Consider the following 16,632-nt stretch of genomic DNA (forward strand, 5'->3'; position numbering starts at 1 on the left):
TGAATTGGCCGGATTGGCGTCTCATAAGGGCACTGGGTTTGGAAACGCAGAACAACAAGACGGGCGAGAATTGATGCCGACACTGTTCCGCTTTGTCGTGACGCTCACGATTCTGGCCGGCATTGTCTATGGCGCGATGTTCGCTCTGGCGATGTTCGTCGAGCCGAGAAAGGCCGAAATGAGCGTGCGCATCCCTCCCGAAAAGCTCATTCCCAAGAAAAACTGAGAGACATGAACAGCGCGGCCCGCATCGAAGCCTTTCTGGAAATGATGAGCGCCGAGCGCGGCGCTGCCGAAAACACGCTTTCCAGCTATCGCCGCGACCTCGAAGACGCATCAGCGGAGATCGACGGCGGGCTCGCTGGTGCCGCCGCCACCGATATCCGCAACTATCTCGACGATATAGCCGCACGCGGTTTTGCCGCCACCTCGCAGGCACGCAAGCTGTCGGCTATGCGCCAGTTCTTCAAGTTCCTCTACGCCGAGGGTCTGCGCGGCGACGACCCGACCGGAACCCTGGACAGTCCGAAGAAGGGCCGGCCGCTGCCGAAGACGATGAGCGAGGCCGATACCGGCCGGCTGATCGACCGTGCGGCGCAGGAGGCAGCTGGCGCCTCGCTGAACGATGGCGACGGCCTGGCGGCGCTGCGCCTGCATGCGCTGGTCGAGGTGCTCTACGCCACCGGCCTGCGGGTTTCCGAACTGGTCGGCCTGCCGGTGACGGTGGCGCTGCGCGACGATCGTTTCTTCATGGTGCGCGGCAAGGGTGACAAGGAACGCATGGTGCCGCTATCGGCAAAGGCGCGCGTGGCCATGCGGGCCTGGCTCGCTGCCCGGGCAACGGTGCCGGCTTTGGCAGACAGCCCGTTCCTGTTTCCGGCGGCAAGCGACAGCGGCTATCTCTCCAGGCAGGTCTTCGCCCGCGACCTGAAGGGCCTTGCCGCGCGGGCCGGCATCGCCTCGGCGAAAATATCGCCGCATGTGCTGCGCCATGCTTTTGCCAGCCATCTCCTGCAGAACGGCGCCGATCTCAGGGCGGTGCAGCAGTTGCTTGGCCATGCCGATATTTCAACGACGCAGATTTACACACATGTTCTGGAGGAGCGGCTGGTGCGGCTGGTCAACGATCATCATCCGCTTGCCGACTAGGCGTCATATCGCTATGTGAGGACGACGTTCCACCGCCCGGAGCCTCTATTTCCCAGGTTCCGCCAGTCATTGCCTCCCGGCTTGTCATTGCCTCCCGGCTTATCGGTCCGCTCAAGAATGTACAATTACCTCGATTTCGAAAAGCCGGTCGCCGATCTCGAAGGCAAGATCATCGAGTTGAAGAAGCTCGCCGAGAATGGCGAGGCGGTCGATGTCGGCGATGAGATCAGCCGGCTCGAGAAACGCGTGCGCGACGCATTGCGCGACACTTACAAGGCACTGACCCCGTGGCAGAAGGTGCAGGTGGCGCGCCATCCGGACAGGCCGCATTGTGTCGACTACATCAAGGGGCTGTTCAACGATTTCACGCCGCTTGCCGGCGATCGCAATTTTGGCGAGGACCAGGCGATCGTCGGCGGCTTCGCCCGCTTCCGCGGCGAGCCGGTGGCGATCATCGGCCAGGAAAAGGGCTCGGACACGGCCAGCCGGCTGAGGCATAATTTCGGCTCGGTGCGGCCGGAGGGCTATCGCAAGGCGGTGCGGCTGATGGAACTCGCCGACCGCTTCAATATCCCGTTGCTGACGCTGGTCGACACGGCCGGCGCCTATCCGGGCGTCAATGCCGAGGAGCGCGGCCAGGCCGAAGCCATCGCCCGCTCGACCTCGGCCTGTCTTCGCCTGAAGGTGCCGTCGATCTCGGTGGTCATCGGCGAAGGCGGCTCCGGCGGTGCCATCGCGATCGCCACCGCCAACCGCGTCTATATGCTCGAGCACGCCATCTATTCGGTGATCTCGCCGGAGGGCGCCGCCTCGATCCTGTGGCGCGACACCACCCGCTCGAAGGATGCGGCGACCAACATGAAGATCACCGCTCAGGATCTGCTGGAGCTGAAGATCATCGACGCCATCGTTCCCGAACCGCTCGGCGGCGCCCATCGTGGCCCGGATACGGTGATTGCCGCCACCGGCGATCTCATTGCCAAAACGATGAAGGAATTCTCCGGCGCCAACACCGATTTTCGTGAGCAGCGCCGCGAGAAATATCTGGCTATGGGGCGAAACCTCTAGACTATGATCCCGAACCGAGGCTCAGCGCAGCAAAAAGTGGGTACCGGTTTTCGCAAAAGGCGTGGTCGAACAAGAGGATTCAGGCCGGCCGATTTCAGTCGGACGGACCGCCGGACGGTTTCGACGCCGCAATGTGGCGAGATTAAGCACCTTCGCCACAAAAATGCCGCTGCGCTCGTTTCAATCGGATTGCCGTAAGGCCCGGTGCTGCGGTAAGGAATTTTCAAGGTTAACGGGCTTAGGGTTGGGCCTGTCGGCCCTGATGCCTGCGGTCCGAAAGAAAAGACATAGCCATGTTTGCCAAGCTTGCCCGCACCGCACTTGTGATTGCCGCGATAGGCGTCGCTGGCTGCAACGATTCTTCGATGAAGGATTTTGCCCCCCACGCCAACAAGCCGTTGCCCGAAAAAATCCTGGCCAGCATGAAGGCCAAGGGCATGACCCGCACCTCGCCGGTGATGGCCCGCATCTTCAAGGAAGAGGGCAAGCTCGAAATCTGGAAGGCCAAGACCAACGGTCGCTATGACTTGGTCGCCAGCTACGACATCTGCAAATGGTCGGGCAAGCTAGGGCCCAAATACACCGAAGGCGACCGCCAGGCGCCGGAGGGCTTCTATACGGTCCGTCCGGCGCAGATGAATCCGCGGTCGAGCTACCACCTTGCCTTCAACATCGGCTATCCCAACGTCTACGACCGCGCCAATGGCCGCACCGGTTCCCATCTGATGGTCCATGGCGCCTGCTCGTCGTCGGGCTGTTATTCGATGACCGACGCGCAGATCGAGCAGATCTACGCCTTCGGCCGCGACGCTTTCCAGGGCGGGCAGACCGAGTTCCAGATCCAGGCCTTTCCGTTCCGCATGACCGCCGCCAACATGGCGCGCTATCACAAAGATCCGAACTACGAATTCTGGAAGATGCTGAAGGTCGGCTACGACAATTTCGAGATCACGAAAGTGCCGCCGAAGGTCGATGTCTGCGAGAAGCGCTATGTCTTCAACCAGGTCGCGCCTGACGGCGAGACCTTCGATCCGACCGGCGCCTGCCCCGCGACGACACAGCCGGATTCGCTGAAGAGCGCCTTCAATGCCTACCAGAGCACCTACGAGGCGGCTTTCAATGGCGCGGTCAAGGCCAGCGTGCCGGCTCCCAAGCCGACCATCGGCGGGATCAAGGAAGCCAGCATCGTCTCCGAGTGGTCGAAGAAACGCGCCCGTGGCGAACGCGTGCCGATCGATCCGCCGTCGTTCAACGCCGACGGCTCGGTGACGGCGACGGCGCGCATGGGCCGCATCGATTCGCCGGCGGGCCGCAAGATGGCCGCGCTCGACGCCGAGAAGGCCGCCAAGCAGAAGGCCGAGGAGCAAAGGCTTGCCGCTATAGAAGCGGCCAAGGCCGAGAAAGCGGCGGCCAAGGCTCTGGCAGCCAAGACTCAGGCTCTGGCCGAAAAGCAAACCGCCAGGATCAATTCGCTGGCCGAAGAGGAGGAGGCCAGGGCCGCTGCCGAAGCGCCTGTCGCTACCGCGACAATCGCGTCGTCCCCCGATGCCGCCCCGGCCGCAACGCAGGCGGCGAATGCCGGTGAAAGCAGGACGACAAGGCTGAAGAAGAAGCTGCTCGGCATGTTCGGCGGCTGAGCTTCATGCCTGAACAAGAAGATGGGGGCCAGGAAGACAGGCCCTCAACCAGCCCCGCCCCCGCCCCCGTCTACGACCTCAAAGGCCTGAACTGCCCGTTGCCCGTGCTCAAGGCAAAAAAGCGGTTGGCCACAATGCAGCCGGGCAGCTGGCTATGGCTCGAAACCACTGACCCCCTCGCCGCCATCGACATTCCCGCCTTCTGCACCGAGAGCGGCCATCGGTTGATCGAAACGGCAGCGGTTTCCGGCGGCCATCGCTTTCTGGTCGAGCGCGGCGGCGGCTGAGAGCAATTTCGCTCTGTCTGCGCTGCCCCTCATTGTCCTGCCGGACATTTCTCCCCGTAAACGGGGAGAAAGAAGCTGGCCGCAACCTTGGCGCTCTTTCTGCAAAGTTGCTGATTGGCGAAAGCGTCGGTGAGAGCGCCCCCTCTCCCCGTCACTATACGGGGAGAGGGTGCCGGCAGGCAGGTGAGGGGCAGCGCTACGTCTGCAAGACGAGAAGCCTACCGCCCGGCGATGGCCAGCGGGTTGTTTTCCAGCGCTGCGCGGTCCGGTGAGTCGATCGACGGCCGGTTGGTGAAGGCGGCAAACAGCCGGCGGACGTAATCTTCCGGCATGTCGAGCGTGATCAGCACCAGCCTTGTGCCGCGTTGGCCGTCCGGCCAGGACGGCAGCCGCGCCGGCGGATGCAGGATCTTCTGGACGCCGTGGACGACCAGTGGCCGCGACGGGTCTTCCAGCAATTCGATGACGCCCTTCATGCGCAACAGGCGCTCGCCATGTGCTGATCGCAACAGGTCGAGGAACATCTCGATCGCCGAAAACGGCACCGGCCCGTCATGAACGAGCGAGTAGGAGCGCACCCGGGAATCGTGCCGATGGTCATGATCGTGGTCATGGTCGCCGTGGTCACCACGGTGGTGGTGGTGACTATGGGCGGCTTCCTCGCCCAGCCAGCGCCGCACGTCGGCGGACTTGGTGGCTGGGTTGTAGAGGCCGCAATCGAACAGCGCCGCTGCATCGGTCCTTCTGTCAGCCGCATCGAGCAGCTCGGCACCCGGATTGATCTGCAGCAGCCGCGCCTGCAAGGCCTCGACGTCGCGCGGATCGGTGGCGAGATCGGCTTTCGTCAGCACGATGCGGTCGGCGACCGCCGCCTGCTTCACTGCCTCGACATGGGCGTCAAGCGTCGCATCGCCGTTGACCGCGTCGACCAGCGTGATGACGCCGTCGAGCCGGAAGGCCTCGACCAGCGCCGGATGGGCCATGATCGACTGCAGCACCGGCGCCGGATCGGCGAGGCCGGTGGTTTCGATGACGACGCGGGCAAGCCGGGCGATGCGGCCGGTCTGCAGCCGGTCGACGAGATCGGCCAACGTGTCGACCAGTTCGCCGCGCACCGTGCAGCAGAGACAGCCGTCGGAAAGCTGGATGATCCCGTCGGAGGCCTGTTCGACCAGGAGATGGTCGATCGCCACCTCACCGAACTCGTTGATGATGACCGCGGTGTCGGCGAGCGCGGGATCCCTGAGCAGCCGGTTGAGCAGCGTCGTCTTGCCGGCGCCGAGAAAACCGGTCAGCACCGAGACGGCGATGGGAAAGCCGCTGCTCATCAGCTAGTTCACCGCCTTGGCGGGCTCCTGGGCCGCAGTGGCGGAACCGATCACTGCCGGCTCGGCGCCGGGCGGCGGCGGCAGGTCGGGCCGCCAACTCGGCAGCGGCACGTCGGCATATTCCTGGCCCGATGCATCGAGCATGGCTTTCGGTATCGGCCCGGTGGCGCCGCCAAGGCCGACTGCGACCAATGTCGGCGCGTGATCGAGTTTTTTTCGATAGAGAGATTTTGCCGCATTCTTATCGCCGACCGGGGGAGCTTCCGACTGCTCCTTAGCCGGCTTCTTCCTGCAAATCTCGTCATTCAGGTTGTTGATCGATGTGGTGTCGCCATAGGAAGGCAGCGCGGCCACCGTCAGCCAGCCCGGTGTCGGCGTGGCAAAGCCGTGGTCGAGCAGCCTGGCGACGGTCTCGGCGCGGGTGATGGCCGACTTCTCGCCAAGCACCACCGCCACCAGCGTGCGCCCGTCGCGTGTTGCCGAGCCGATCATGTTGAAGCCCGACGGACAGACGAAGCCGGTCTTCATGCCGTCGGCGCCGGGATAGCGGCCGATCAGAAGATTGTAATTCGAGATCTTCTTCTTGCCGACGGCCAGGCCCTCGATCGAGAACCATGGGGCATATTGTGGAAATTCCGTGCGGATCGCCATCACCAGCAAGCCGAGATCGCGCGCCGTCGTATACTGGTCCGGCGAAAACAGCCCGTTCGGGTTGACGAAATGCGTTCCGGTCATGCCGAGCCGGCGCGCCTCGGCGTTCATGCGCTCGGCGAAAGCGGCCTGCGAACCGCCGATGTTCTCGCCGATGGCCATGGCGACGTCGTTGGCCGATTTTACCAGTATCATCTTCAGCGCGTTATCGAGCCGCATGACCGAGCCGGGTTTGAAGCCCATCTTGCTCGGCGGCTCGCTGGCGGAACGCTTCGTCACCTTGATCGGCGAATCGACCTGGACCTCGCCGGCGGCAATCGCACGAAACGCCACATAGGCGGTCATCAGCTTGGTCAGCGAGGCAGGATACCAGCGCTTGAATGCCTCCTGGTGTTGGAGGATCTTGCCATTCTCCAGGTCGAACACGATCGTCGGATTGGCGAGAGTCGGGCCGGCCAGCGCCGCAAGCGCCACGGCGCCCGCGAGCAACAATTTGAGGAAACGCCTGTACCGCATGGTGGAATCCGAAATCGCCTCTTGCCGCAGTCGCCTCTGGCTCCGTAAGATTTGTTACGCGATCGCCAGCATGGTGATCCGGTCCCTCTATCCGGATCACTATCTTGCGGTGCTATTTAGCCTATGTGACGTCAAGATGGCAAAGTGCCTGAATGACAATTCTAATACAGCAGGCACAATTGCAAAGCAGCAGGCTGAATCCGTCTGCTCCAACAGCGAGATGGAACATCATGCCGATCCTGAACCGCGCCGCCGAAATGCAAGACGAGGTCGCCGGCTGGCGCCGCCATCTGCACCAGACGCCAGAGCTGAATTTCGACGTCTTCGAGACCGCCGCCTTCGTCACCGAGAAGCTGCAGGCCTTCGGTTGCGACGACGTGGTGACCGGGCTCGGCAAGACCGGTGTCGTCGGCATCATCCGCGGCCGCCTGGGCGAAGGCACGAGCATCGGCCTGCGCGCCGACATGGATGCGCTGCCGCTCAACGAGATCACCGGCAAACCCTACGCCTCGACCATTCCGGGCAAGATGCACGCCTGCGGCCATGACGGCCACACCGCGATGCTGCTTGGTGCCGCCAAATATCTTGCCGAGACGCGCAATTTCGCCGGCTCCGTCGCAGTGATCTTCCAGCCGGCCGAAGAAGGCGGCGGCGGCGGCAACGAGATGGTCAAGGACGGCATGATGGAGCGCTTCGGCATCTCCAAGGTGTTCGGCATGCACAACATGCCGGGCCTGCCGGTCGGACAATTCGCCATCAAGCCTGGCCCGATCATGGCGGCGACAGCCGAATTCACCATCACCGTCAAGGGCAAGGGCGGGCATGCGGCGATGCCGCACGGCACGATCGACCCGATCGTCATCACCAGCCAGCTCGTCGGTGCTCTGCAGACGATCGCCTCGCGCAGCACCGATCCGGTCGAGGCTGTCGTGGTGTCGGTGACGAAATTCCACGCCGGCGACGCCTACAATGTCATTCCCGAGAGCGCCGAGATCGCAGGCACCGTGCGCACGCTGAAGAAGGAGGTCGCCAGGAAGGCTGAGCAGCGTGTGCGCGCCATCTGCGAGGGCGTGGGCGCGGCCTTCGGCGCAACGATCGAGGTCGATTACAAAGCCAATTATCCCGTCACCTTCAACCATCCGGAGGAGACGGTCTTTGCCAGCGATGTCGCCGCTGAAATCGCCGGCGAGGCACAGGTGCAACGCGCCATCCAGCCGGTGATGGGCGGCGAGGATTTCTCCTACATGCTGGAAGCGCGACCGGGCGCCTTCATCTTCATCGGCAATGGCGACACCGCCGGTCTCCACAACCCTGCCTACGACTTCAACGACGAGGTCATCCCGCACGGCATGAGCTATTGGGTGAAGCTCGCGGAGACGGCGCTGGCCGCTTGATGCATCGGCCATAAACCGCCCTGCGGCTTGATCCGAGGGGTGCGCCGCGATTTGGGATGGCTGCAAGGCGGTCGGGCGCGGGACGTGGCGATGCTCCGATCGTCACTTCCGACCGGACCGCCTCCGCGCAAGACCCAAGGCAATGCCCAGGGCGATACCGATTCCGATACCCGCAATAATATTGTCCGACGCGACGCCGATAGCCACGCCGATCACAACGCCGAGTGTGATGTGTTTGGCATCCATCATGCCGGGTCATCTAGGGTGGAAGGGGAGAGCTGCAACCGCTGGTAGGCTGCCATCCGATGTTGTCTGGGATCGCTACGGCCCGCTCTTCGGGTCGTCGACCTCCAGCGCCTCCATGACGGGCGCCAGATCACTCTCTTCGGCCGGATCGTCAGCCTGCGGCTGTTCGCCTGTCCGGGCCCTGTTCAGAGCTTTCTCAATGGCCTCTTCGATGTCGCCGATCTCGTCTTGGCGCACCTCGTGACCATAGCCGGCCGCATCGGCATCCTGCTCGAATTGCTGAACCAGGACGGCCACGCTCACTTCGCTTTCCGCGGGCAGGTTACCGACGTTCTCCTGGAGCCAGGTTTCGAAGAACTCTTTCGTGGCACTCATGCGGGTCTCTCCTTCGGCACACTAAAGCGCGGCGGTGGTCCGAAGTTCCGCTATTTCCGGCTCATCTTTGCGGTCCACTCGTGACCGGCCGATTGCGTCAAGCTTGCCTCTTGGCGAAACGGTCCGAAGCGGCTATGTGTCGGGCCGCGTGGTCCCGTAGCTCAGTAGGATAGAGCGGCAGATTCCTAATCTGTAGGTCACAGGTTCGATTCCTGTCGGGATCACCATAGTTTTCAATTACTTAGGGAGCCATCGCCGTACTTTTTTCTGCGATTTTGTATGGCGAACTTTGTACACGTTGTGGTCGTAGCGCGCTTTGTGTGCGCTTGGTGCCAGCCAGACACCGTTTTCATACACAACGTGCAGTGCACTCAGCAGATGACGAGACCAAATAGTTTGCCAAACCCCTGGCTCCTGGACCACGCCCTGCTTCGAGACACGCTACGTCATCACGCCTGTTTCCGTTCCGGTCGCAGCGCTTCAATTCGTCAGAAGAACTAGAAGGGAACGCCTTGTAGCTCATGTCCTCAGGCGAGCGTCGAAAGAAGCGCCACAACGGGAAATTCCGCACGGCAATATGGTCTGACGCCGTTGCCCGACAAGATACTCTATCTCGATCCTAACCAGGTGGCGCCGGAAACGATCAGCGGGCTCCCTTGACCACTCGAAATGGTAGCAGCATTGGCACTCGCCGTTCGTATTCCTGGTATTCGGGGAACGCGGCGCGCAGCACGCGCTCTTCGTTCACTGCCCGCCGGAACTGAAGCATAAACCAGCACGCACCGACCGCAACCGACGAGATCGACCAGTTGGCGATGATAACACCGCTGATTGTGATCGCCTCCGCAACATAAAGCGGGTGTCTGACGATGCTATAGGGGCCGGCGATCACGAGCTTTCGAGCTGTCGCCATTATAGAAAATGACCGTCCAAGCCAAAGCAGGCAGTAGGCTGAAAGGATCGTGCCCACCACGATCATCGCGGTTCCAAACAGTCGAACTTCTGTTGGAACGGTTCCGACCGGGAGTACGACCAGCAAGAACATCACAAAGGTTCCCGCGATCGAGACTATGCGCGGTGCAAGGCCCGACGCGCTGGCCTTGGCCGGCAGCCTCACCAGCGTGAAAAAGAGCGACATAGCCATGAAGATCAAGGCAGCGATCCGAGAGATCAATACTAGCGACCATCCTTCGAGACTCTCGCGCGCATTGAATATGCCGCCAATTGTACCTGTTTCCAGCACTACCAGCGCCGAGAAAATAGCCAGGATCGCGGCCTGGCCGGCGAAGTCTTCAATTCGACTGGTCATGATTCAGCTCCGCCATTTGCAAGTCTGATGCGATGGGCCTTTTAGGCGTGGTGAACGGATAGGCGAGTTGTCCCAAATAGGCATCTGGCACCGGCTCGTCGGTCCCGTATTTCGTCGGCATCGCTTTGGGCATGTACATCGTGCCGAATATCGCATCGATGATAGAAAGCTGGCCGGCGAAGTTCTTGTCGATGGCCGCTGGCTCGTTAGCATGGTGCCAATGATGAAAGAGCGGTGAGGCGACCACCCACTTGAACGGCCCAAGCCCGATCCTGATGTTCGAGTGAATTAGTAGCGCCTGCCATTGGTAGATCAGCCCAGCGATGATGATTGGCCAGACCGAAAAGCCGAGGGCGTAGATCGGTAGGAGCGACGTCGCCTTGACGAAGAGTTGGTCGAGGGGATGAACACGGTGGGCAGCCAGGGCGTCCAGTTCTCCGATGCTGTGGTGGATCGCGTGAAAACGCCAAAGGAACGGCACAGAGTGGAGCGTCCTGTGGGCGACGTAGAAACCAACGTCCGAGATAACGATCACCTCGATCGTCTGGAGCCATATGGGCTGCGCCCGCACCGTTTCGCCGATGATACTCGGAACGGCTGAATTGATGGCCATTATACAGGCGCCGACAAAGATCAGAAATCCGATCTTGAACAGCAGTCCGGTCACCAGCAGGTGAAGGAGGTCGGTTACGAACGCCCGTCGCAGGTACCGTCGCCCCTCATGCAGCGGCACCAGATGCTCCAGCGGAACGAAGATCATAAAAACGATCAGAATCGCTTTCAGATCGATTATTTCAAACATTATTGAAGCCCACCAAGCGGCTGACGCAGGTATGGCCGAACCGTTTTCCGACGCTGGCCTCCGCGTGGCGAGCGGTCCGGCCGGCTATCTGTGGCCATCACAAGATTGCCGCGGCAAGTGACTAGCGGAACAGATATTTTGATACCTCTGGATTGCCTCGTCGCCACATAACGTTATCCAGAAAGTAGTGGTGCACGTTGATGAATATCCACGCTATGAAGAGGAACAGCGACGAGCCGAGCACCTCTTTATTATAAGGAATCAAAGCAGACAACGCGATCGGGACCAGCCAGAAACCGAGAATCCCGAGAATACTGCCAATGATGATAAAGCCCAGCACTCGCAACCTATACATCGGGCCAATAATGGACAGGACCTTGAATTCGGGTTCTATAACAGCATCTGAACGGTCGAGCTCTACATTGGTCTGATAACGCCAGACCACCGCCAGGTACTGCAACGAATGGAGCGCCGGCACCACAAGCAGCCAGAGCGGGTTTATCCTCACAAATAGAATCCAGGCGTATAGGGACACGACGTAAGCGACGACGCCGTTGTACGGTAGCATGCCACCATGCTTGCGCCAGCGATTGATCAGCATCACGACCGTGGCTGCCGTGGAAGCAGCGGCGGCAAATACGGCAATATTGGTGACCCATGAGGGGGCGGCAAATGTGTAGTAGTCCAAGCCCCAGAATTGCCTTTCGGTGATCACCGCGTTTGTCTGAAGCCAGGCGAACAGCCATACGGCATAGCCGTTGAACAGCAGCACTTTCTTGTCTTGCTCGTTGAAGAACCTGCGCTTCAATACGGCGTCCACCATCAGCATGCCGTAGCCTTGCTTGACATAGTGCCAGCCCACAAAAAAGGCCATCGCATTGCCAGCATACCCCAGCAGGCGCGCATTCCCCGCTATTGAACCGTAAGCAAAAAAACCGCCCATGATCAGCGGGACGACAATGCCCGCGAAGATGTAACGGACCTGAAGGTTCTTGTCATATCCGTCTCCGCGCACCTTCCGCCCGAAATTGCGATAGAAAAGTTGATACGAGTGGGCAAAGTGCGGATGGTTTATCAGATGAGCCAGCAACAACATCGTTGCGCCCACGAAACCTTCGTACTTAAGAGGGACAAAAAACAAGACCGGAAGGATGAGCAACGCGCTCCCGCCAAGCATGAGAAAGTCAGCGACCGGACCAAAAAGATACTTCTGTGGGGCCGCCGCCACAGGAACTGCATCCGCCGAAAGGTGAAGTGCCATATTTATGCCCCGTGGGGAAACTCATTTAACAAGCCCGTCGTTTCCTAACGGTTAACGTGAAACGGTTGTGATCACGATAATTGTTGGTCGTTCCATCGCTGCGGCATATCTTCTTCTTACGCCCGTCGCGATAGCGTTCCAGGCAAAGCGCATTGTGGGATTCGGCAATCGCGCGCATGCCGACGATCTCGTCGGCATGACGCCAGCCCGAACGCGACGGCGATCTCATCACGATAGAACTGGATTGCTGCCGCGGCCCGACGGAGTAAGTCGGCGCGCTCCACAGGCTCAGGGGTACTGCAACGGTGACAACTGCCCTGACGCCACGGTCGCCATGATCCTATACCCAAATGGGTCATGCGCGGCCCATGGAACCACTCTATTATCGATGAGGGGTAGCTTGCTGCGAGCAAAATCGCACTTGGCAATTGGTGGGGCAGGGGGAAACTACGATCATTCCTACGACCGCGCTGATGTCAAAGCTCAGTGGTGGCGAGCGAATGCCTCAGGCCTTGCTTCATGCTGGAGGGCAACATGCGCGCCTCTTTTCGACGTATGTTCATCAATCTGGATCGAGTACTCCTTAAGCTCGCGTCAGCTGTACTTCTCTTTTGCGCGTGGAGCGGGGATATCCATGCCAGAGAGCTCAAGGCAGGAGAGTTCAAGAAAACGAATTGCTGGTTCGAGGTTCCGCGCGACCGTGGAATGACGTGCGGGACTCTCAGTGTCCCTGAAAACCGCAAAAAAGCTTCTGGGACTGAAATCACTCTATCGGTGGTGGTCTTCGAACCCGACCGCGAGCGGCATGAGCCCATTGTGTTTCTCACGGGCGGGCCGGGCCAGCCCACCGATATTGGCGACAGGGAAGACATCGAGGCATGGTGGCAGTTCATAAGTGATCAAAATTGGATGATCGGGCGCCGAGTGGTCGTGGTCGACCAACGAGGGATAGGAAAGTCAATTCCCAGGCTGAGCTGTTCGCGATACTTCAAGGCCGATCATTGGAACTCCATTTCGTTAAGCGTCGATGCTGAAATCAGCTTTGACAAGCTCATGAGAGATGAGGTGGCCGCGTGCCGAAGCGCGCTGATAGCAAAGGGCATTGATCTTTCCGCCTACAACACCACCGAAAATGCAGCAGATATCAACGACGTTCGGAAGGCTCTTGGCATAAAGAAGTGGGTACTCTACGGCGTCTCTTACGGCACAAGAGTTGCCTTGGAAGTGATGAACGAGCATCCAGAGGGCATCTCGGCGAGCATTCTGGATTCCGTTCTTCCCCTTGATATCGACTACCTCAAGGAAGACGGAAAAAATCTGGATCGTTCTTTGCGACTGCTGGAACGAGATTGCCAAAAATCAAAAAATTGCATGCGCGAACTGGGAGACGCGGTGCGAGCGATCGTAAAGCAATTGGACAAACAGCCGGTGCTTTTGCGGAGCGATGACGGAGAAAACGCTCCCGCTCAGTACAGATATGTCTCCGGAGCGGATTTTCTCGAACTTGTATTCGGGTTGCTATATGATCGTTACGCTATCGAAGATATTCCAAAGCTCGTCGAGAAAACATACGAAAACGATTTCAGACCGCTTGCGGATATGATCTTTGAAGGTGACGCTACCGAGATTGCCCAGGGTATGGATTTTTCGGTCACTTGCTCCGAGACCAACAGATCCGAGCTGCCTGACAAGCGCCTCGAATACTGGACGAAGTGGATCGGAGAGGCCGACTATACCTGGGTTTGCCCGCTTTGGTTTCCCCGGGGAATGACGGTTTCGCAAAAGCATCCCCGCCGCCTGGATATCCCGACCCTGCTGTTGTCGGGAGAGTATGATCCGGCAACACCAACTCACTGGGCATATCGTGCGGCCAAAAGCCTTCCTTTTGGGCAGGTCGTCGTGCTTCGCGGGATTGGGCACGATGTGATCGATTCCGACCCTTGCGGATCTGAGGTTGTCGCCGATTTCCTGGCCAACCCCAGACACAAGCTGAAGACTGGGTGCATTGGACGGATGCAGGCCCCGCAGTTCACCGCGGCGGCGGAGGAGCAGTGGCGAGGGCCAGAAATGCAGCGGGCTGCGGCGATAAGGTCGCCAAAGCAGATGAGGTCGCCGTTCCGGTTCAGGCATCGCTCTTCAACATCGCCCAAAAAACACTAATTCCCTGGCGGCAAGCGCCGGCAAGCTGCATCACGATCGCGGGCGGCCCCGAGACGGTCCGACTCGCTATCCAAGATTCGGTATGTTTAGATAGGTGCCTACCAAGGGGCTGGCGGTGGGCGCTGCTTTCGATTTTGACGCGATTGGTGTTGCCTTTGTCGAGGCAGCCCTCGATCCATCACGCTGGGATTCCGCGATGGAGGTGGCAGAAAAGGCCACCGGGAGCGCCGGAGCGCTGCTCTTCGACATAAAAGGGCATCTGCCACTCGTGCCTTGCAGCCGCACCATGGCCCCTGCTCTCGAATCCTACGTCCGCGACGGCTGGATAAACCGGGACGAGCGGTATCGCCTCATCAACTTCCTCGATCGGAAAGGGGTCACCTCGGAGTTCGACCTCCTGACGTCAGACGATATCGCCAAGCATCCATACTACCAGGAATTCCTCGCATCTTTCGGCCTGCGATGGTGCGCGGCCGTCAAGATCGCCGCCGGAGACGACTTCTGGGCGCTGTCGCTGCAACGGTCGATCCAGCAGGGTCCGTTCACGCCAGACGAGATGAGACAGCTGGCGGACCTTTCGAAACAGCTGGGCTCTGTGGCCGCAGTTGCGCGGGCAATAGGTTTCGGGAGGGCCGAAGCGGCACTGGATGCGTTTAGCGCCACCGAAACGCCTGCGGTCATGTTGGACAGGAGCGGCAATGTCCTCCGGTCCAACGCTCCGGCGGAAAGGCTTCTGGGGCGGGGTCTGCAGATTACGCGCCGACGTTTGGTCTCCTTTGACCGAACCGCGACCGATGCTCTCGACCGATCGCTGAAAGCGCTGCTGTGTTCGCCGGACACGGCCGCATCGATGCCACCCGTGCCACTGCCCAGACTGCAAGGGCGGCCGCTCCTTGCCTATCCGTTGCGACTGCCGACAGTCTCCTACAACGCGCTGGCGCCGTGCCAGGCAATCGTCATCCTCATTGATCCTGACGCGAGACCTCCTCCTGCCGAAGCCGTGCTGCAGTCCTGCTTCAGGCTGACAGCGTCCGAAGCGAGGCTGGCGAGAAAGATTTGCTCGGGACACGGCGTTGAAGCGGCAGCCGACGAACTTGGCGTTTCCTATGAGACCGGGCGCAACCAGCTGAAATCGGTCTTCGCGAAGACGCAGACGCATCGGCAGTCGGAGCTGGTCGCGCTTCTCACAAGGCTCTCGAGCGGCCGATAGTTCGCGCAACACCGTTCTGTCCGGTGCCATCGGGCACGTTATTGTCGGTGGAAACGCGTTTGGCGACAGGCGCCGCAATTGGTACTACGGCGCTTTTGCGTGAATATCGTCTTGGCGTCGGCGCACCCGCCGCGCAGGCCACGCCATCACATACGTCGACCTGTTTTCGCGTCGAACAGGTGGGCGCAGGCGCGATCGACTTCGATCCCTATCGCCGCGCCCTGCTTGAGCGGCAGCCGCTCGCGGAACAGGCAGGCAATTTCCTCGCCGGCGCAGTCGACCTTGGCGAAGATTTCCGAACCCGTGGCTTCCAGAAGCGTGACCGTGCCCGGCATGCCCTGGGCAGTTGCGCGGATGTGCTCGGGACGGATGCCGTAGACAAGTTCGCGTCCTGCAGCGTCGGTCGGACGGGCGCCTTCCGGCAGCGGCAGGATCAGCCCACCAGCGCTGCGGAACACGCCTTCCTCGATGCGGCCGGCAATAAAATTCATGGCGGGCGAGCCGATAAAGCCGGCAACGAAGAGGTTGGCCGGCTGGTCGTAGAGGTCGAGCGGCGCGCCGATCTGCTCGACCAGGCCGTCATGCAGCACGACGATCTTGTCGGCCATCGTCATGGCTTCGATCTGGTCATGCGTGACGTAGATGGTTGTGGTGCCGAGCCGCTGGTGCAGCGCCTTGATCTCGCCGCGCATCTGGACGCGCAGCTTGGCGTCGAGATTGGAGAGCGGCTCGTCGAACAGGAAAACCTGCGGGTCGCGCACGATGGCGCGGCCCATGGCGACGCGCTGGCGCTGGCCGCCGGAGAGCTGACGCGGGTAGCGCTCAAGCAGTTTTTCCAGGCCGAGGATGCTGGCGGCATTCCTGACGCGGCCGGCGGTATCGGCAGGATCGGCTTTCTTGATCTTGAGCGCAAAGCCCATGTTGTCGGCCACGGTCATATGCGGATAGAGCGCGTAATTCTGGAACACCATGGCGATGTTGCGGTCCCGCGCCCGCAGATTGTTGACCATGCGTTCGCCAATGGTGATCTTCCCGCCCGAGATCGTTTCAAGTCCGGCGATCATGCGCAGCAGCGTCGACTTTCCGCATCCCGACGGGCCGACCAGGATGACGAACTCGCCGTCGGCGATGTCGACGCTGACGTCGTGAATGATCTTGGTGGCTCCGAAAGCCTTCTGCACGTTGTTGATGGTTACCGATGCCATTGGATTTCTCCGGGAGAAGAGTGATGTCGAGCTG

At 60.6% G+C, this 16,632-nt stretch carries 16 protein-coding genes and 1 tRNA gene; 9 read left to right on the forward strand and 8 right to left on the reverse strand.

Annotated features, from left to right (window positions below; all coding sequences use genetic code 11):
- The first annotated feature begins 73 nt into the window (after nucleotides 1-73).
- The 5 genes from AC0L2V_RS20670 (at nucleotide 74) to AC0L2V_RS20690 (ending at nucleotide 4,141) form a co-directional block, all read left to right on the forward strand.
- Nucleotides 74-226, forward strand: coding sequence for a histidine kinase (locus tag AC0L2V_RS20670; RefSeq protein ID WP_091593135.1), 153 nt, complete (start codon nucleotides 74-76; stop codon nucleotides 224-226).
- 5 nt (nucleotides 227-231) lie between these two features.
- Nucleotides 232-1,149: a site-specific tyrosine recombinase XerD gene (locus AC0L2V_RS20675; RefSeq protein WP_473521030.1), complete on the forward strand. Its 918-nt coding sequence runs from the start codon at nucleotides 232-234 to the stop codon at nucleotides 1,147-1,149.
- 117 nt (nucleotides 1,150-1,266) lie between these two features.
- On the forward strand, nucleotides 1,267-2,217 hold the full coding sequence (locus AC0L2V_RS20680; protein ID WP_023797175.1) for an acetyl-CoA carboxylase carboxyltransferase subunit alpha: 951 nt from the start codon (nucleotides 1,267-1,269) through the stop codon (nucleotides 2,215-2,217).
- 293 nt (nucleotides 2,218-2,510) lie between these two features.
- Nucleotides 2,511-3,854, forward strand: coding sequence for a L,D-transpeptidase family protein (locus tag AC0L2V_RS20685; RefSeq protein WP_473521031.1), 1,344 nt, complete (start codon nucleotides 2,511-2,513; stop codon nucleotides 3,852-3,854).
- 5 nt (nucleotides 3,855-3,859) lie between these two features.
- Nucleotides 3,860-4,141, forward strand: coding sequence for a sulfurtransferase TusA family protein (locus AC0L2V_RS20690; protein WP_473521032.1), 282 nt, complete (start codon nucleotides 3,860-3,862; stop codon nucleotides 4,139-4,141).
- 218 nt (nucleotides 4,142-4,359) lie between these two features.
- Here AC0L2V_RS20690 and AC0L2V_RS20695 read toward each other — a convergent pair whose 3' ends face one another.
- Together AC0L2V_RS20695 and AC0L2V_RS20700 are read right to left on the reverse strand one after the other, a co-directional pair.
- On the reverse strand, nucleotides 4,360-5,469 hold the full coding sequence (locus tag AC0L2V_RS20695; protein ID WP_473521033.1) for a CobW family GTP-binding protein: 1,110 nt from the start codon (nucleotides 5,467-5,469) through the stop codon (nucleotides 4,360-4,362).
- A 3-nt stretch (nucleotides 5,470-5,472) separates the two neighbouring features.
- Nucleotides 5,473-6,636: a D-alanyl-D-alanine carboxypeptidase family protein gene (locus AC0L2V_RS20700; protein ID WP_473521034.1), complete on the reverse strand. Its 1,164-nt coding sequence runs from the start codon at nucleotides 6,634-6,636 to the stop codon at nucleotides 5,473-5,475.
- 230 nt (nucleotides 6,637-6,866) lie between these two features.
- Here AC0L2V_RS20700 and AC0L2V_RS20705 point away from each other — a divergent pair, with 230 nt between their 5' ends.
- Nucleotides 6,867-8,030, forward strand: coding sequence for a M20 aminoacylase family protein (locus AC0L2V_RS20705; protein ID WP_128176127.1), 1,164 nt, complete (start codon nucleotides 6,867-6,869; stop codon nucleotides 8,028-8,030).
- Nucleotides 8,031-8,132: 102 nt separating this feature from the next.
- Here AC0L2V_RS20705 and AC0L2V_RS20710 read toward each other — a convergent pair whose 3' ends face one another.
- Both AC0L2V_RS20710 and AC0L2V_RS20715 read right to left on the reverse strand, forming a co-directional pair.
- Nucleotides 8,133-8,279, reverse strand: coding sequence for a glycine zipper domain-containing protein (locus AC0L2V_RS20710; protein WP_236368745.1), 147 nt, complete (start codon nucleotides 8,277-8,279; stop codon nucleotides 8,133-8,135).
- Between the two features lie 72 nt (nucleotides 8,280-8,351).
- Entirely contained in the window at nucleotides 8,352-8,651 is a 300-nt protein-coding gene (locus tag AC0L2V_RS20715; RefSeq protein WP_027153425.1) for a DUF768 domain-containing protein, read from the reverse strand.
- Nucleotides 8,652-8,801: 150 nt separating this feature from the next.
- Between AC0L2V_RS20715 and AC0L2V_RS20720 the strand changes: the two genes are divergently transcribed.
- Nucleotides 8,802-8,878: transfer RNA gene (locus AC0L2V_RS20720), tRNA-Arg, on the forward strand.
- Nucleotides 8,879-9,294: 416 nt separating this feature from the next.
- On the opposite strand, the gene AC0L2V_RS20725 is transcribed toward AC0L2V_RS20720, so the two are convergent.
- From AC0L2V_RS20725 to AC0L2V_RS20735, 3 genes are all read right to left on the reverse strand, one after another.
- Nucleotides 9,295-9,960 (reverse strand): methyltransferase family protein, encoded by a 666-nt coding sequence (locus AC0L2V_RS20725; RefSeq protein ID WP_473521035.1) that lies wholly within the window; start codon nucleotides 9,958-9,960, stop codon nucleotides 9,295-9,297.
- Entirely contained in the window at nucleotides 9,944-10,762 is an 819-nt protein-coding gene (locus AC0L2V_RS20730) for a sterol desaturase family protein (RefSeq protein WP_473521036.1), read from the reverse strand. The genes AC0L2V_RS20725 and AC0L2V_RS20730 overlap by 17 nt, the downstream gene beginning before the upstream one ends.
- A 121-nt stretch (nucleotides 10,763-10,883) precedes the next feature.
- Nucleotides 10,884-12,023: a hypothetical protein gene (locus tag AC0L2V_RS20735; protein ID WP_473521037.1), complete on the reverse strand. Its 1,140-nt coding sequence runs from the start codon at nucleotides 12,021-12,023 to the stop codon at nucleotides 10,884-10,886.
- Nucleotides 12,024-12,542: 519 nt separating this feature from the next.
- Between AC0L2V_RS20735 and AC0L2V_RS20740 the strand changes: the two genes are divergently transcribed.
- The gene (locus tag AC0L2V_RS20740; protein WP_473521038.1) at nucleotides 12,543-14,183 is read left to right on the forward strand and encodes an alpha/beta hydrolase; all 1,641 of its coding nucleotides are present in this window, start codon (nucleotides 12,543-12,545) and stop codon (nucleotides 14,181-14,183) included.
- A gap of 115 nt (nucleotides 14,184-14,298) precedes the next feature.
- The gene (locus tag AC0L2V_RS20745; protein ID WP_473521039.1) at nucleotides 14,299-15,393 is read left to right on the forward strand and encodes a helix-turn-helix transcriptional regulator; all 1,095 of its coding nucleotides are present in this window, start codon (nucleotides 14,299-14,301) and stop codon (nucleotides 15,391-15,393) included.
- A 146-nt stretch (nucleotides 15,394-15,539) separates the two neighbouring features.
- Here the strand turns inward: AC0L2V_RS20745 and AC0L2V_RS20750 are convergent, their stop codons facing one another.
- Nucleotides 15,540-16,598: an ABC transporter ATP-binding protein gene (locus tag AC0L2V_RS20750; protein WP_287235656.1), complete on the reverse strand. Its 1,059-nt coding sequence runs from the start codon at nucleotides 16,596-16,598 to the stop codon at nucleotides 15,540-15,542.
- Nucleotides 16,599-16,632 lie beyond the last annotated feature (34 nt).

The organism is Mesorhizobium sp. WSM4814, assembly GCF_055811595.1.

Coding starts and splice junctions, on each gene's coding strand:
- AC0L2V_RS20670 (WP_091593135.1), top strand. CDS start 74: ATGCCGACACTGTTCCGCTTTGTCGTGACGCTCACGATTCTGGCCGGC.
- AC0L2V_RS20675 (WP_473521030.1), top strand. CDS start 232: ATGAACAGCGCGGCCCGCATCGAAGCCTTTCTGGAAATGATGAGCGCC.
- AC0L2V_RS20680 (WP_023797175.1), top strand. CDS start 1,267: ATGTACAATTACCTCGATTTCGAAAAGCCGGTCGCCGATCTCGAAGGC.
- AC0L2V_RS20685 (WP_473521031.1), top strand. CDS start 2,511: ATGTTTGCCAAGCTTGCCCGCACCGCACTTGTGATTGCCGCGATAGGC.
- AC0L2V_RS20690 (WP_473521032.1), top strand. CDS start 3,860: ATGCCTGAACAAGAAGATGGGGGCCAGGAAGACAGGCCCTCAACCAGC.
- AC0L2V_RS20695 (WP_473521033.1), bottom strand. CDS start 5,469: ATGAGCAGCGGCTTTCCCATCGCCGTCTCGGTGCTGACCGGTTTTCTC.
- AC0L2V_RS20700 (WP_473521034.1), bottom strand. CDS start 6,636: ATGCGGTACAGGCGTTTCCTCAAATTGTTGCTCGCGGGCGCCGTGGCG.
- AC0L2V_RS20705 (WP_128176127.1), top strand. CDS start 6,867: ATGCCGATCCTGAACCGCGCCGCCGAAATGCAAGACGAGGTCGCCGGC.
- AC0L2V_RS20710 (WP_236368745.1), bottom strand. CDS start 8,279: ATGATGGATGCCAAACACATCACACTCGGCGTTGTGATCGGCGTGGCT.
- AC0L2V_RS20715 (WP_027153425.1), bottom strand. CDS start 8,651: ATGAGTGCCACGAAAGAGTTCTTCGAAACCTGGCTCCAGGAGAACGTC.
- AC0L2V_RS20725 (WP_473521035.1), bottom strand. CDS start 9,960: ATGACCAGTCGAATTGAAGACTTCGCCGGCCAGGCCGCGATCCTGGCT.
- AC0L2V_RS20730 (WP_473521036.1), bottom strand. CDS start 10,762: ATGTTTGAAATAATCGATCTGAAAGCGATTCTGATCGTTTTTATGATC.
- AC0L2V_RS20735 (WP_473521037.1), bottom strand. CDS start 12,023: ATGGCACTTCACCTTTCGGCGGATGCAGTTCCTGTGGCGGCGGCCCCA.
- AC0L2V_RS20740 (WP_473521038.1), top strand. CDS start 12,543: ATGCTGGAGGGCAACATGCGCGCCTCTTTTCGACGTATGTTCATCAAT.
- AC0L2V_RS20750 (WP_287235656.1), bottom strand. CDS start 16,598: ATGGCATCGGTAACCATCAACAACGTGCAGAAGGCTTTCGGAGCCACC.